The organism is Geodermatophilus sp. SYSU D01176, assembly GCF_054050015.1.
Map to the genome: position 1 here is coordinate 21,278 of NZ_JBJGYN010000001.1, position 13,563 is coordinate 34,840.

The 13,563-nt window shown below is 76.7% G+C and carries 11 protein-coding genes; 8 read left to right on the top strand and 3 right to left on the bottom strand.

Annotated elements, in window-relative coordinates:
• Positions 1-39: 39 nt before the first annotated feature.
• Positions 40-4,596, top strand: a complete 4,557-nt coding sequence (locus ACI78Z_RS00130) for an HAD-IC family P-type ATPase (protein ID WP_457034474.1) — start codon at positions 40-42, stop codon at positions 4,594-4,596.
• Here the strand turns inward: ACI78Z_RS00130 and ACI78Z_RS00135 are convergent.
• Complete coding sequence (locus ACI78Z_RS00135) at positions 4,584-5,687, bottom strand: FUSC family protein (RefSeq protein WP_457034475.1); 1,104 nt, start codon at positions 5,685-5,687, stop codon at positions 4,584-4,586. The two genes, ACI78Z_RS00130 and ACI78Z_RS00135, sit on opposite strands and share 13 nt — an antisense overlap.
• Positions 5,684-6,154, bottom strand: a complete 471-nt coding sequence (locus ACI78Z_RS00140; protein WP_457034476.1) for a heme-degrading domain-containing protein — start codon at positions 6,152-6,154, stop codon at positions 5,684-5,686. Before ACI78Z_RS00140 ends, ACI78Z_RS00135 begins: the two co-directional genes overlap by 4 nt.
• Positions 6,155-6,230: 76 nt before the next feature.
• Between ACI78Z_RS00140 and ACI78Z_RS00145 the strand changes: the two genes are divergently transcribed.
• From ACI78Z_RS00145 to ACI78Z_RS00170, 6 genes are all read left to right on the top strand, one after another.
• Entirely contained in the window at positions 6,231-7,217 is a 987-nt protein-coding gene (locus tag ACI78Z_RS00145) for a YihY/virulence factor BrkB family protein (protein ID WP_457034477.1), read from the top strand.
• A 252-nt stretch (positions 7,218-7,469) separates the two neighbouring features.
• Complete coding sequence (locus tag ACI78Z_RS00150; protein ID WP_457034478.1) at positions 7,470-8,453, top strand: ATP-binding cassette domain-containing protein; 984 nt, start codon at positions 7,470-7,472, stop codon at positions 8,451-8,453.
• On the top strand, positions 8,450-9,283 hold the full coding sequence (locus tag ACI78Z_RS00155) for an ABC transporter permease (protein WP_457034479.1): 834 nt from the start codon (positions 8,450-8,452) through the stop codon (positions 9,281-9,283). Before ACI78Z_RS00150 ends, ACI78Z_RS00155 begins: the two co-directional genes overlap by 4 nt.
• 17 nt (positions 9,284-9,300) lie before the next feature.
• Positions 9,301-10,200, top strand: a complete 900-nt coding sequence (locus tag ACI78Z_RS00160) for a tryptophan 2,3-dioxygenase (RefSeq protein WP_457034480.1) — start codon at positions 9,301-9,303, stop codon at positions 10,198-10,200.
• A gap of 98 nt (positions 10,201-10,298) precedes the next feature.
• A complete protein-coding gene (locus tag ACI78Z_RS00165; protein WP_457034481.1) occupies positions 10,299-10,472 on the top strand; it encodes a hypothetical protein in 174 nt (57 codons plus the stop codon).
• 61 nt (positions 10,473-10,533) lie between these two features.
• Entirely contained in the window at positions 10,534-11,745 is a 1,212-nt protein-coding gene (locus tag ACI78Z_RS00170; protein WP_457034482.1) for a low temperature requirement protein A, read from the top strand.
• Positions 11,746-11,817: 72 nt separating this feature from the next.
• Here the strand turns inward: ACI78Z_RS00170 and ACI78Z_RS00175 are convergent, their stop codons facing one another.
• Positions 11,818-12,420 (bottom strand): TMEM175 family protein, encoded by a 603-nt coding sequence (locus ACI78Z_RS00175; protein WP_457034483.1) that lies wholly within the window; start codon positions 12,418-12,420, stop codon positions 11,818-11,820.
• Between the two features lie 237 nt (positions 12,421-12,657).
• Between ACI78Z_RS00175 and ACI78Z_RS00180 the strand changes: the two genes are divergently transcribed.
• Complete coding sequence (locus tag ACI78Z_RS00180) at positions 12,658-13,548, top strand: alpha/beta fold hydrolase (protein WP_457034484.1); 891 nt, start codon at positions 12,658-12,660, stop codon at positions 13,546-13,548.
• Positions 13,549-13,563: the final 15 nt, after the last annotated feature.

A 13,563-nucleotide genomic window follows, 5' to 3' on the forward strand; every position in this document is an offset into this window, starting at 1 on the left:
ACCACCCAGCTTCCGGGGGATCGAGTTCCGGGGGAGCCGATGGCCCTTCTGCGCCGGTTCGGTGCGGCCCGCAGCGCGCTCGGCGCGGCCGCCGGGCTGGCTGCTGCCGGAGCCGTGGCCGGGGCCGGCGTCACCGCCGGGCTCGTGGGCGGCACCGCCGGCCTGGTGGGGGAGACCGCGTCCGTCGCCCGCCGGGGCGCCCGCGCCTCGCTGTCCCTGGCCCACGCCGCCGCGGTCACCGGCACCCGCGCCGTCGGCACCCTGGTCACCGGCGCCGACCCGCTGCCCGACGGGCGGCTGCACGACCTGGTGGACGCCGCGCGCGGGATGGTCGAGCCGCCGCCCGCACGGCACACCCGCCGGGTCTGGGCCGACCGCGGCCGGGTCCAGGTCGAGCTGGTGGCGCCGGACGCGCAGGAGGCCCCGGAGGTCCGCTCCGCGCTGCGCCGGCACCTCGAGCGGCTCGAGGGCGTGGAGTGGGCGACCGTCAACGACGTCGTCGGCCGGGTCCTGGTCGCCTTCGACGAGCGGCGGGTCACCGTCGAGGACCTCGTCGGCACGGTGACCGCCATCGAGAAGGCCCGCGGCGGGCAGGGCCTGTTCCCGGCACGGGAGGACCACCCGGCCGACCTGGAGCCGCTGCTGTCGGCGCTCGCCGCCGCCGGGATCGACCTCGCGGCCGTCGGTGTCGCCTACGCGGCCAAGCTGTCGCCGATCCCGGCGCTCACCCGCCACGCGACCCTCGCCGTCGCGCTGCTGGAGTCCCAGACGTGGCTCAAGCGGGTGCTGTACCGGCGCGTGGGCCCGCACGGCACCGAACTCGCCTTCTCCGGCGTCAGCGCCCTGCTGCACGCGCTCACCCAGAGCCCCACGGTGCCCGCGCTCAACGCCGCCGCCGCGTTCCAGGAGGTCCTGGAGATGCGCGCCCACCGGCAGGTGTGGCGGCGCCGCGAGTGGGAGCTGTGCCGCCCGGAGCCGGACGACGGCGAGCGCGAGCCCCTGACCCCACCCGGGCCGCGGCCGCGCCCCCTGCCGCCCGGCCCGGTCGAGTCCTACACCGAGCGGCTGGCCCCGACCGAGCTCGCCGCCGCGCTCGGCCTGCTGGCGCTCACCGGCCGCCCCGGCCGCTCGGCCGACCTGCTCAAGGCGCTGAACCCGAAGGCCGCCTTCCACGGGCGGGCGGCGTTCGCCACGACGCTGGACCTGCTGCTGTGCCGCCGCGACGTGCTGCCGATGGACGGCTCGGCCTACAAGCGGCTGGACCGGGTGGACACCGTGGTGGTCGACGGCGGGGCGCTGTGCACCGGCCCGCCGGTGGTGCTGGAGGCCACCGCGCAGGCCGAGGAGTGGGACGACGCCCGCGTCTGGTCGGCCGCCGCGCGGCTGGTCGGCGCCCTGGAGGGCGACGAGCCGGAGCACGGCCTGCGGCTCGGGCCGGTCACCTGCACCGACGACGCGCCCGGCGCCGAGGTCCGTGCGGTGTACCAGGGCCGCCGCCGGGTGGGCACGGTGACCGTCGCCCGCGAGCTCGACCCGCACGCCGAGGCGCTGCTCGCCGCGGCCGCCGCGGCCGGCACCCGGCTGGTGCTGACCGCGCACGCCGGCACCCGGGAGGTGGCCGCGGCCGCCGACGAGGTGGCCCCCGCGGACGAGCCGCTGGTGGAGACGGTGCGGCGGCTGCAGGACGACGGGCGCGGCGTCCTCCTGCTCAGCGACACCGACGGCCCCGCGCTGCTCGCCGCCGACGTGGGCGTCGCGCCCGTCCGGCCCGGCTGCTCACCCGCGTGGGGCGCGGACCTGGTGACCCCCCCGGGACTGACCGACGCCTGCCGGGTGGTCGCGGCCACGGCCGCGGCCCGCACGGTCAGCCGGCGCTCGGTGCAGGCCGCGCTCACCGGCAACGTCCTCGGCGCGCTGCTGGCCGCCGTCGGCAGCGAGCGGTACGGGCAGCAGAAGGCGACCTCGCCGGGCAAGACGGCCACGACCGTCGCGATGGTGGGCGGCACCTGGGCCGCCGTCCGGGCCGCCGGCCGCCCGGTGCCGCCGCCCACGGTGCACACCCCGTGGCACGCGCTGGACCCCGACGAGGTGCAGCGCCGGCTGGCCGAGCTCCCGGCCGCCGAGGACGCCCGGCCGGTGCGGTTCCGCCGGCTCCGCGCGTACCCGCTGGTGCGCGGGCCCGCGCGGTTCGTCCGCACCGTCGCCGCCGAGCTGGCCGACCCGCTCACCCCGGTCCTCGGCACCGGCGCCGCGGCCACGGCGATGCTCGGGGAGGCCACCGACGCCGTCCTCGTCGGCAGCGTGACCGTCGCCAACTCGCTGGTCAGCGGCCTGCAGCGGCTGCGCGCGGAGACGGCGCTGGAGTCGCTGCTGCTGGAGCAGGACGTCGTCGTCCACCGGGAGACCGACGGCGGCCGGGAGGAGGTGCCCGGCAGCGCGCTGCGCATCGGCGACGTCGTGCAGGTCGAGCCCGGCGACGTGCTGGCCTGCGACGCCCGGCTGCTGGAGGCGGTCGACCTGGAGGTCGACGAGTCGAACCTGACCGGGGAGTCGCTGTCGGTGGGCAAGGCGGTGCCCGCCACACCGGGGGCCGAGGTCGCCGACCGCGGCTGCATGCTCTTCGACGGCACGACGGTGGTCGCCGGGCACGGGCGCGCCGTCGTCGTGGCGGTGGGGGAGGCCACCCAGGCCGGGCGCGCGGCGCGGGCGGCCGGCGGTGCGGCGCCCCCGGCCGGCGTGCAGGCCCGGCTCGGCGAGCTGACCCGCCAGGTGCTCCCCATGACGCTGGCCGGGGGCGCCGTGGTCGCCGCCCTCGGGGTGCTCTGGCGGCGCCCCCTGCGGGACGCCGTCCGGGACGGCGTGGCGGTCGCCGTCGCGGCGGTGCCCGAGGGGCTGCCGCTGGTGGCGACCGTGGCGCAGCAGGCCGCGGCGCGGCGGCTGTCGCGGCGGGGTGCCGTCGTCCGCAGCGCGCGGGTGCTCGAGGCGCTCGGCCGGGTGGACACCGTCTGCTTCGACAAGACCGGGACGCTGACGGAGAACCGGCTGCGGGTCGCCCGCCTCCTGCCGCTGGACGGCGGGCTCGACGAGGAGGGGCTGCTGGAGCTGGTCGCGGCCGGTGTCGGCAACGGCGACGACCGGGCGCACGAGACCGACCGGGCGGTCGTGGAGGCGGCCGGGGAGCGCGGCGTGTGCCCCGACGGCGACGCGGGGGAGAGCCTGCCGTTCGCCGCGGGGCGGGGCTTCTCCGCGGCCGTGCGCGACGGCCGGCTGGTGGTCAAGGGCGCGCCCGAGGTGGTCGCCGCCCGGTGCCGGGACGCCGGGGACCTCACCGGGCGGGTGCAGGAGCTCGCCGCCGAGGGGTTGCGGGTGCTGGCCGTCGCCGAGCGGGAGTGGGACGGCGGTGACCTGGAGGACGGGGCCCGCGATCTCAGCCTGCGCGGGCTGGTCGGGCTGGCCGACACGGTGCGGGAGTCGTCGGTCGCGGCGGTGCAGCAGCTGCGGGCCGCCGGCGTCCGGGTGGTCGTGGCCACCGGCGACCACCCGGGGACCGCCCGGGCGATCGCCGCGCAGGCCGGTGTCCCGGGGGCCGACCGGGTGGTGACCGGCGGGGAGTTCGCCCGCGCCTCGGACGCCGAGCGGGCCCGCATGGTGCGCGAGACCGCGGTGTTCGCGCGGCTGTCACCGGAGCAGAAGGTGTCGCTGGTGGCCGCGCTGCGCCGGGCCGGGGCGACGCTGGCGATGACCGGCGACGGGGTGAACGACGCCGCGGCGATCCGGCTGGCCGACGTCGGCGTGGGGGTCTCCGGCGCCGAGTCACCGGCCGCCCGCGCCGCCGCCGACCTGGTGCTCACCGACCTGGATCTCACCCGGCTGGTCGACGCCATCGCCGAGGGCCGGGCGATGTGGGCGCGGGTGCAGGACGCCGTCTCGGTCCTCGTCGGCGGCAACGCCGGCGAGGTGGCGTTCACCGTGCTCGGCACCGCCTTCGGCGGGCGGGCGCCGCTGAACACCCGGCAGCTGCTGCTGGTCAACCTGCTCACCGACATGTTCCCGGCGCTGGCCGTCGCCGTGGCCGCGCCGCGTCGTGGTCCCGCCCACCCCGCCTCCGGCGGGGACGACGGCCCGCTGGCCGGGCACCCGCTGGCCGCCGTGCTCGAGGCCGGGCCGCGGCGGGGCTTCGCGCGGGAGGTGCGGCGGATGGTGCTGGTCCGCGGGGCGGCCACCACCGCCGGCGCGACCGGGGCCTGGGCCACGGGGCGGCTCACCGGGTTCCGCGGGCGGGCCGGGACGATGGGGCTGGCCGCGCTGATCACCACCCAGCTGGGGCAGACCGCGTGGGCGGGGCGGCGCAGCCCGCTGGTGCTCGTCACCGCCGCGGGCTCGCTCGCCGTGCTGGCCGCCGTCGTCCAGACCCCGGGCCTCAGCCGGTTCTTCGGCTGCACGCCGCTGGACCCGCTGGCCTGGCTGGTCGTGCTCGGCTGCGCGGCGGCGGGCACGGCGGGGGCCGAGGTCGTGCCGGCGCTGGTGGCGCGGCTGCGCGGGGACCCCGCGGCGATCCCCGCGGGGATCGCCGCGGAGGGGGATCAGCCCGAGTAGCGCCCGGCGGGCTCCCGCGCGGGCAGGGCGTCGAGCGAGCGGCGCACGGCCTGGACGACGTCCCCGGCCACGAACAGGTCGTCGGTGGAGGTGGCCCGGGCCCGGCGGACGGCCTGGGTGAACTCGTCCAGGCAGGCCCGTGCCCGGGCGAGGGCCCCGGGGTCGGCGGCGGCGTCCTCCACCGAGCGCAGCGCGGCGGCCAGCGCGGCCAGCGTGCGGGACGCCGGCGGGCGCAGCGCCGGGCCGAGCGCCACCCGCTCGAACTCGGCCCGCTCGGTCTCGGCGACCACCTGGGTCAGCTGCTCGACCAGCAGGCTCAGCCGCTCCAGCGCGCGGGCCTGCCGGTACTGCGCCTCGGCGGCGTCGCGGTAGCGGCGGGCCCGGCGGTTGCCCTTCCGGGCCTCGGCGGCCTGCTGCACCGCCGCGCGCATCTGGGCCAGCACCGGGTCGATCCGGTGGGTGCGCCGCCGCCACTCGTCCTCGGTGGGCGGGTGGTCCTGCTGCAGCCCGTCGGCGAGGTCCTCGAGCTGGCCTGCCAGGGTGTCGCGCAGTGCCGCCAGCCGCTCCTGCGCCGGGGCCAGCGGCAGCGGCGGGAACGCGGCGGTGACCGCGAGACCGATCGCCGCGCCCACGGCGGTGAGGCCGGTGTAGGCCAGCACGAAACCGCTGTCCTGGGTGCCGAGGACCAGCACGAACAGCGCCGAGGTCGCCGTCCAGCTGCCGGAGCTGCCCAGCCGCCGCCAGCCGGCCAGCAGCACGCTGACGGCCACCACCAGGGCGAGGGCGCCGAGGCCGTCCCCGAGCACGGCCGACATCCCCAGGGCGAGGGCGGCGCCGAGGGCGATCGCGGCGACCGACTGGACCGAGTCCCGGACCGAGCCGGACAGCGTCGTCGAGGTGGCGATCACCGCGCCCAGCGGTGCGTAGTACGGGTACTCCTGAGCCGGGTCGAGGGGGAGCACGCCCGCCACGTGCCAGGCCAGCGCCGCGGCCAGCGCCGCCTTGACGGCCAGCCCCAGCCGCGGGTGGCGCGCCCAGGTCCGCCGCACCCGCCCCGGCCACCCGGCCCACCGCCCGGGGACGGCGGTCACCGGCCCAGGTGCGCCCGGATCGCGGCGACCACCATCCGGTGGTCGTCCAGCTGCGGCAGCCCGGAGACGACGACGGCGCCGACCGGGCCGACCGAGCGGACGGTGACCGGGAACGCGCCGCCGTGGGCCGCGTACAGGGCGGGGTCCAGGCCGAACTCCGCCTCGAACGTCGTCCCCCGCTCGATCGAGGCCTGCCGGACGTAGAGGCTGCTGTGCCCGAACCGCTGCACGACGCGGGTCTTGCGCTGGATCCAGGAGTCGTTGTCCGGGCTGGTGCCGGGCAGCGAGGCGTGGAAGAGCTGGTGGCCGTGCCGGCTGACGTCGACCGCCACCGGCGCGCCGGCGCGCCGGGCGGCCGCGACCAGCGCCGCCCCGAGGTCCCAGGCGTCGTCGTTGGTGAAGCCGGCGAACTGCAGCTCGGCCTCCTCGGCGGCGAGCTCGGCGAGGGAGGGGGAGGAGTCGGCCATGCCCCTTCCTACCGTCCGGCGCGGCAAGCTGGAGCGGGGGTGCCACGGGCGGCGCCCGGGGCGGACGAGGTGGGCCATGAGGTGGACCGAGCGGGTCGACCGGTTCCAGCGGCGGCACCCGGCGGCGGGGTTCCCGATCGCGGTGCTCTACAAGTTCATGGACGACGACGGTCACTTCCTGGCCGCCCTCGTCACCTACTACGGCTTCCTGTCGCTGTTCCCGACGCTGCTCCTGCTCGCCACCGTGCTGGGCCTGCTGCTCGCCGGCGACCCGGCGCTGCAGCAGCGGCTGCTGGACTCGGCGCTGGGGGAGTTCCCGGTGATCGGGCCGCAGATGGCGCGGCCGGAGGGGCTCGGCGGCGGGTTCACCGGCCTCGTCGTCGGCGGGCTGGTCGCGCTCTACGGGGCCCTGGGCATGGGGCAGGCCATCCAGCACGCGATGAACACGGTGTGGGCGGTGCCACGGCACAGCCGGCCGGACCCGATCACCTCCCGCGGGCGCAGCCTGCTCCTGCTGTGCACCCTGGGCCTGCTGGTGCTCGCCAGCACCGTCCTCTCCGCCCTCGGCAGCGGCGCGGCGGCCTACGGCGGCGGGTTCAGCGGGTGGCTGCACGTGCTGCTGACGCTCGCCTCGGTGCTGGCCAACGCCGCGGTCTTCGTGCTCGGGTTCCGCATCACCACCGCGCGCCGGCTCACCACCCGGCAGGTGCTGCCCGGCGCGGTCACCGCCGCGGTGCTGTGGCAGCTGCTGCAGTCGTTCGGCGGCGTCTACGTCGCCCGGGTGGTCGCCAACGCCAGCGCCGTCGACGCGGTCTTCGCCCTCGTCCTCGGGCTGATCGCGTTCATCTACCTCGCGGCGGTCGTGCTGATGCTGTGCGTGGAGATCGACGTCGTCCGGGTCGACCACCTCTACCCGCGGGCGCTGCTCACGCCGTTCGTCGACCACCAGGACCTGACCGAGGGCGACGAGCGGGTCTACTCGGACGCGGCGCGGGCCCAGCGGGCGGTGCGGCACCAGGAGGTCGACGTCCGATTCGAGTCCGGGGACGACGGGGCGGCCTGACCGGCGGGAGGCGGTGGCCGCTCGTCCTCCCGTCGAGACCACGCGATCTCGCACGGCCGGGCGGCCAGAACGGTGCGAGATCGCGTGAACTCGCCGGTCGTGGACCCGGGCACGGGGGGCTTGACCTCGAGTGCACTCGAGGTCCGACGCTCGCGGCACGGGAAATCGGTGGCGGGCCGATGACTCCGGCGCGCACATTCCGTCGGAGGGACAGAGGACGCTGCGACGCACACACCGCTCAAGGGAGTCGGGATGACCGCAGGGAGCACACTCGCCATCGAGGCGACCGGCCTGGCCAAGTCGTTCGGGGACACCCGGGCCGTGGCCGGCATCGACCTCGCCGTCCCGGCCGGCGCCATCTACGGCGTCCTCGGGCCCAACGGCGCCGGCAAGACCACGACGATCCGGATGCTGGCCACGATCGTCCCGCCCGACGCCGGCAGCGCCCGGGTCCTCGGCCACGACGTGGTCACCGAGGCCGACGCCGTGCGCGGCCTGGTCAGCCTCACCGGGCAGCTGGCCTCGGTCGACGAGGAGCTCACCGGCCGGGAGAACCTCGTCCTCATCGGCCGCCTGCTGGGCCACCGCCGGGCCGCCGCCCGCGCCCGGGCCGACGAGCTCCTCGAGGCCTTCGGCATCGCCTCCGCCGCCGGCAAGCTGGTCAAGCACTACTCCGGCGGCATGCGCCGGCGGCTGGACATCGCCGCGAGCATCGTCGTCACCCCGCAGCTGGCCTTCCTCGACGAACCCACGACGGGGCTGGACCCGCGCTCGCGCGGTCAGGTCTGGGAGATCGTCCGGGCACTGGTGGCCGAGGGGACGACGGTCCTGCTCTGCACCCAGTACCTGGAGGAGGCCGACCAGCTGGCCGACGGGATCGTGGTCATCGACCACGGCCGGGTGATCGCCGAGGGCACCCCGGGCCAGCTCAAGGCCTCGGTGGGCACCGGCTCGCTGCACGTGCGGCTGCTCGACCCGGCGCAGCGCGGCGAGGCCGCCCGGGTCCTCGAGGCCACGGTCGGCAGCGTGGTGCTGGAGCCCGACCCGGCCGCGCTCTCGGCGGTCTGCCCCGACGCCCGGCTCGCCGCGCTCGGCATGGGCGAGCTGGGCCGCGCCGGTCTCGGCATCGCCGAGTTCTCCCTCGGCCAGCCCAGCCTGGACGAGGTGTTCCTGGGCCTCACCGGCCACGCGGCCGAGGAGCCGCCCACCGCGACCCTCGAGGAGCAGGCGTCATGACCGCCACGACCACCCCGGGCACCACCGACACCGCCGCGGTCCGCCGGGCGATCGCCTCCACCGCGCGGCCGCCCCGGCCGGGCCCGCTGTCGACCGCGCTGACCTTCGGCTGGCGCGGGATGCTGAAGATCAAGCACGTCCCCGAGCAGCTGATGGACGTCACCATCACGCCGGTGCTGTTCGTGCTGATGTTCACCTACCTGTTCGGTGGTGCCCTCGCCGGCTCGACCAGCGCCTACCTGCAGTACGTGCTGCCCGGCATCCTCGTCATGTCGGTCGTCTTCACCACCGTCTACTCCGGCGTCGCGCTGAACACCGACCTCACCAAGGGCGTCGTCGACCGGTTCCGGTCGCTGCCGATCTGGCGGCCGGCGCCGCTGCTGGGCGCCCTGCTCGGGGACAGCGTCCGGTACGTCGTCGCCGGCACGGTGATCCTCGTGCTGGGCGTCGTCCTCGGGTACCGGCCGGAGGGCGGGGTGGCCGGGGCGCTGCTGGCGCTCGGGCTGGTCGTCGTCTTCTCCTTCGGGCTGTCGTGGGTGTACTCCGCGCTCGGCCTGGTGCTGCGCTCGCCGAGCGCCGTCCTGAACGGCGGGTTCATGGTGCTCTTCCCGCTGACGTTCCTGTCCAACGTGTTCGTCGACCCGTCCACCCTGCCCGGGCCGCTGCAGGCGTTCGTCGACGTCAACCCGATCTCGGTGCTGGCCACCGCGTCCCGCTCGCTCATGGCCGGCACCCCGGACGGCACCGCGATCGCCGTCTCCCTGGCCGTGGCCGCCGCCCTGACCGCCGTGTTCCTCCCCGTCACGACCCGCCTCTACCGCAGCCGCTGAGGGCTACCGTGACGGCCGTGGTGCCGTCGGACCCGGAGCCGTCGGGATCGGTGCGGCCGCTCGAGGAGTCGATCCGCACCGACCTCCGCGGCGCCATGACCTACGCCGACTACCTCGACCTGGACCACCTGCTGGCCGCCCAGCACCCGCGCAGCGTTCCCGAGCACCACGACGAGCTGCTGTTCATCGTGCAGCACCAGACCAGCGAGCTGTGGCTGAAGCTGGTGCTGCACGAGCTGCGGGCCGCCTGCCGCCACCTGGCCGGCGACGAGCTGGCGCCGGCGCTCAAGTGCCTGGCCCGGGTCAAGAACGTGGAGCGGACCCTCATCGAGCAGTGGTCGGTCCTGGCCACGCTGACCCCGCGGGAGTACGCCCAGTTCCGCGGCGCGCTCGGCAACGCGTCCGGCTTCCAGTCGCACCAGTACCGCGCGGTCGAGTTCGTCCTCGGCAACAAGCACCCCGGGATGCTGGCGGTGTTCGACCGGGAGCCCGCCGCACGGGCCCTGCTCGCCGAGCTGCTCGGGACGCCGACGCTCTACGACGAGTTCCTCCGGCTGCTGGCCCGCCTGGGCCTCGCCGTCCCGCGCAGCGTGCTGCAGCGGGACGTGCGGCAGCCGTGGGCGTACCAGCCGGACCTCGTCCCGGTCTTCCGCGGGGTCTACGAGTCCCCGGACGCGCCGTGGGGGGTCTACGAGGCCTGCGAGAGCCTGGTCGACGTCGAGGACAACTGGCAGCTGTGGCGGTTCCGCCACCTGCGCACGGTGCAGCGGACCATCGGCGCCAAGACCGGGACCGGCGGCTCCTCCGGGGTGGGCTTCCTGCGCCGGGCCCTCGACCTCACCTTCTTCCCGGAGCTGTACGCCGTCCGCACCGTCATCGGCACCGGTGCGGAGGGTGCGGCGGGAGGACCGGGCTGACGCCGGGCCGCGGCGGCGGACCACCCGGCTCCCCTTGTGCCCTCCCCGGCCGGCGGGTGAGCATGGGCCCCTGGCGCACCCGGCGAGGAGGAGCCGACATGGAGCCCGACCCCAGCGAACCGACCGGCGACCTCTCCTACGACATGGCGCACGAGGTGACCGGCGCCCGGCCCCAGTCCCAGGGCGAGACCCCGCGGAGCCCTGCGGCCAGCGGCCGCGACGACGCGGCCGGGGACTACGGCTACGACGAGGCGCACGACTTCCGCCGCTGACGCCGGGCGTGGCCACGCCGGACCGGGGTAGGGAGCGGGGACCCTCGTCCCCGGGAGCGTCGTGGCCGACCGCAGCTCACCCCGATCCGTCCTCGGTGCCCTGAAGGACGGCCTCGTCCGCGCGCCGGAGCTGCGCACCGACGACGACCGTTCGGCCTCCCGCCTGGAGCTCTTCTTCGACCTGGCCTTCGTCCTCGTCGTCGCGGAGCTGGCCATCGACTTCCGGGCCGACGTCACCTGGCACGGCGAGCTGGTGTTCGCCGGGCTGTTCACGACCGTGTGGTGGGCGTGGGTGAGCGCCACCCTCTACGCCAACCGCTTCGACCACGACGACGTCGTCTACCGGCTGCTCAAGCTGGGCTCCATGGCCGCCGTCGTCGGGATGGCTGCCACCGCCACCGAGGCGACCGGCACCTACTTCGGCGTCTTCGTCGGCTGCCAGCTGGTGCTGCGGGCGACGCTGTTCCTGCAGTACTCCCGCGCGTACTGGCACGTGCCCGGTGCCCGGCCGATCGCCCGCCTCTACATGGTCGGCACCGCCATCGGGGCGCTGCTGTGGGCGGTGTCCCTCGCGGTGCCGCGGCCGATCGGGTTCGCCCTGTGGGCCGCCGCCGTCCTGGTCGAGGTCCTGGTGCCGCTGCTGGCCACCCGGTCGTCGGCCGACGTCCCGCTGCACGTCGAGCACCTGCCCGAGCGGTTCGCGCTCTTCGTCATCCTGGTGCTCGGCGAGTCGGTGGCCGGCATCGCCCACGGGCTGCACGACGCCCACTGGACCGGCTCCGGGCTGCTGGTCGCGGCGCTCGGCTTCGTCCTGGCCGCGGGGCTGTGGTGGAGCTACTTCGACCTGGCCGGGGCCCGCGCCAAGCAGTTGCTCAGCGAGGTGGGCGGCGAGCGCAGCGACCACTCGCACGACGTGTACGTCTTCGGGCAGCTGCCGCTCACCCTCGCGCTGGCCACCGTCGGCGCGGGGCTGGAGCTGGCCGTCGTCCAGAGCGGCGAGGGCGAGGTGCCGACCGGCACGCGGCTGGTGCTGGCCGGTGGGGTGGTCGTCTACCTGCTGTCGGTCACCGTCACCGAAGTGGGGATGTCCAAGCGGGGGGCGCGGCGCGGGTGGTGGTGGCCGGCCGCGGCGGCCGCCGTCGCCGCCGTGGACGTCGCGCTGGAGCTGCCGGCCTCCATCGTGGTGGGCGCGCTGGCCGCGGTCGTCGTCGCCGTGGTGGTCGTGGGGCTGGCGGAGCGGGCCACCGGACGGATGGGGGTCGAGGAGGTCTGAGGGAGGACCCCGTCCTCCCCGTCCTCCGCAGGCCCAGGCGGGACCCGGGACGGGGCCGGCGGTGCCCCGGGTTCAGCGCGCCCGGCGGGCGAGCAGCCGGCGCACCCGGTCGGGGAGGAAGAGGAGGAGCAGCGCGAGGTAGCCGACCGCGGGGACGGCGACGCCGACGACGAGGGCCAGCACGAAGGTGCCGGTGACCAGGAGCGCCCCCGGCAGGTCGTCCTCCGCCGGGTCGGCGCCGGCGCGGCGCAGGTACGGGCGGCGGACGAGGGAGTGGGTGAGCAGGGTCAGGCAGGCCGAGCTCAGCGTCATGGTCCCGATGTAGATCCCGATCGCGAGCCGGGCGTTGCCGTACACCGCCGCCACCTCGGTGGCGAAGGGCAGCAGCACGATCGTCAGCGTCCAGACCAGGTTGACCAGCACGAACGGCATGTCGTAGGAGCCGACCCGCTCGACGATCCGGTGGTGCACCAGCCAGAGCTGCGCGATGACCGCGAAGCTCAGCGCGAAGGCGCCGAACCGGCCGGCCTCGTCGGCGAGCAGGTCCCCGAGGTCGACGGTCGCGCCCTCCTCCGGGATGACGTCGACCAGCGGGAGCACCAGCAGGGTGATGGCGATCGCCACGACCGCGTCGAGGAAGGTGATCAGCCGGTCGAGGCCCCGGTCGGTGCGCACCCGCCGCAGGCTAGGGCGTGTCCGACGGACCCATGCCGACGGGAGCGCTGGTCAGGGTGATGCTCCGCAAGGCCGACGGAGTGTCGGATACCGGGTTTGTCTCCGACACTCCGTCGAACGCAGCGGAGCGCCGCCTGGGCGGCGTTCCCGAGGCTGGAGGTCCGTCGGACACGTCCTGAGGGCGCGCGCTGCGGGGCGGGGCGGTCGGGGCGCCCCTCGGCAGGGTAGGGGCCCGGCATGCGGGAGCGACCAGGCCACGGCGAGCGGTCCGGACCCCGGGAGGACCGCATCCGGCTGCCGGACGGGCGGGCGCTGGCCTACGCCGAGTACGGCGACCCGGCGGGCCGGGTGGTGCTCGGCTGCCACGGCTCGCCGAGCTCGCGGCTGGAGCGCCACGTCGAGGACCCCGAGGACTACCGGCGCTGGGGCGTGCGGTTCGTCGTCCCCGACCGGCCGGGCTTCGGCCGGTCCGACCCGCAGCCCGGACGGCGGGTGACCGACTGGCCCGACGACGTCGCGCGGTTGCTGGACGCCCTCGGGATCGGCGAGTTCGCCGTCCTCAGCCTCTCCGGCGGCGCGGCCTACGCGCTGGCCTGCGCCGCCGCGTTCGGACCGCGGGTGCGGGCGGTCGGCGTGCTCGGCGGGGCGCCACCGCCCGACGTCCCGTGGCCCTGGCCGCCGTGGGTGCCGCGCCGGCTGCGGGCGGCCGCGCACCGGCCCTCGCCGGCGGCGGCGCTGCTGCGGCCGCTGTTCGCCCCGCTGACGCTGCGCCCGGCGGCGATCCCGCGCTACCTGCAGGCCCGGCTCAGCCCGGCCGACCGGCGCGTGCTCGGGCGCCCGGAGGTGCGGCACGTCCTGGCCGAGACCTTCACCGAGGGGCTGCGCAACGGCGCGGCCCCGCTGGCCGAGGACCGCGCGCTGCTGTTCCGGCCGTGGGGGTTCCCGCTGTCGTCGGTGCAGCAGCACGTGCACCTCTGGCACGGCACGCAGGACTGGCAGGTGCCCGTGGGGCTCGGCCGGGTGCTGGCCGCGATGCTGCCCCGCTGCACGGCGCACTGGCTGCCCGGCGAGGGGCACTTCGCCGTCTTCGACCACGCCGCGGAGGTCCACGGGGCACTGCGGCCCTGACCTGGCGGGGGAGGA

Coding starts and splice junctions, on each gene's coding strand:
- ACI78Z_RS00130 (WP_457034474.1), top strand. CDS start 40: ATGGCCCTTCTGCGCCGGTTCGGTGCGGCCCGCAGCGCGCTCGGCGCG.
- ACI78Z_RS00140 (WP_457034476.1), bottom strand. CDS start 6,154: ATGGCCGACTCCTCCCCCTCCCTCGCCGAGCTCGCCGCCGAGGAGGCC.
- ACI78Z_RS00145 (WP_457034477.1), top strand. CDS start 6,231: ATGAGGTGGACCGAGCGGGTCGACCGGTTCCAGCGGCGGCACCCGGCG.
- ACI78Z_RS00150 (WP_457034478.1), top strand. CDS start 7,470: ATGACCGCAGGGAGCACACTCGCCATCGAGGCGACCGGCCTGGCCAAG.
- ACI78Z_RS00155 (WP_457034479.1), top strand. CDS start 8,450: ATGACCGCCACGACCACCCCGGGCACCACCGACACCGCCGCGGTCCGC.
- ACI78Z_RS00165 (WP_457034481.1), top strand. CDS start 10,299: ATGGAGCCCGACCCCAGCGAACCGACCGGCGACCTCTCCTACGACATG.
- ACI78Z_RS00180 (WP_457034484.1), top strand. CDS start 12,658: ATGCGGGAGCGACCAGGCCACGGCGAGCGGTCCGGACCCCGGGAGGAC.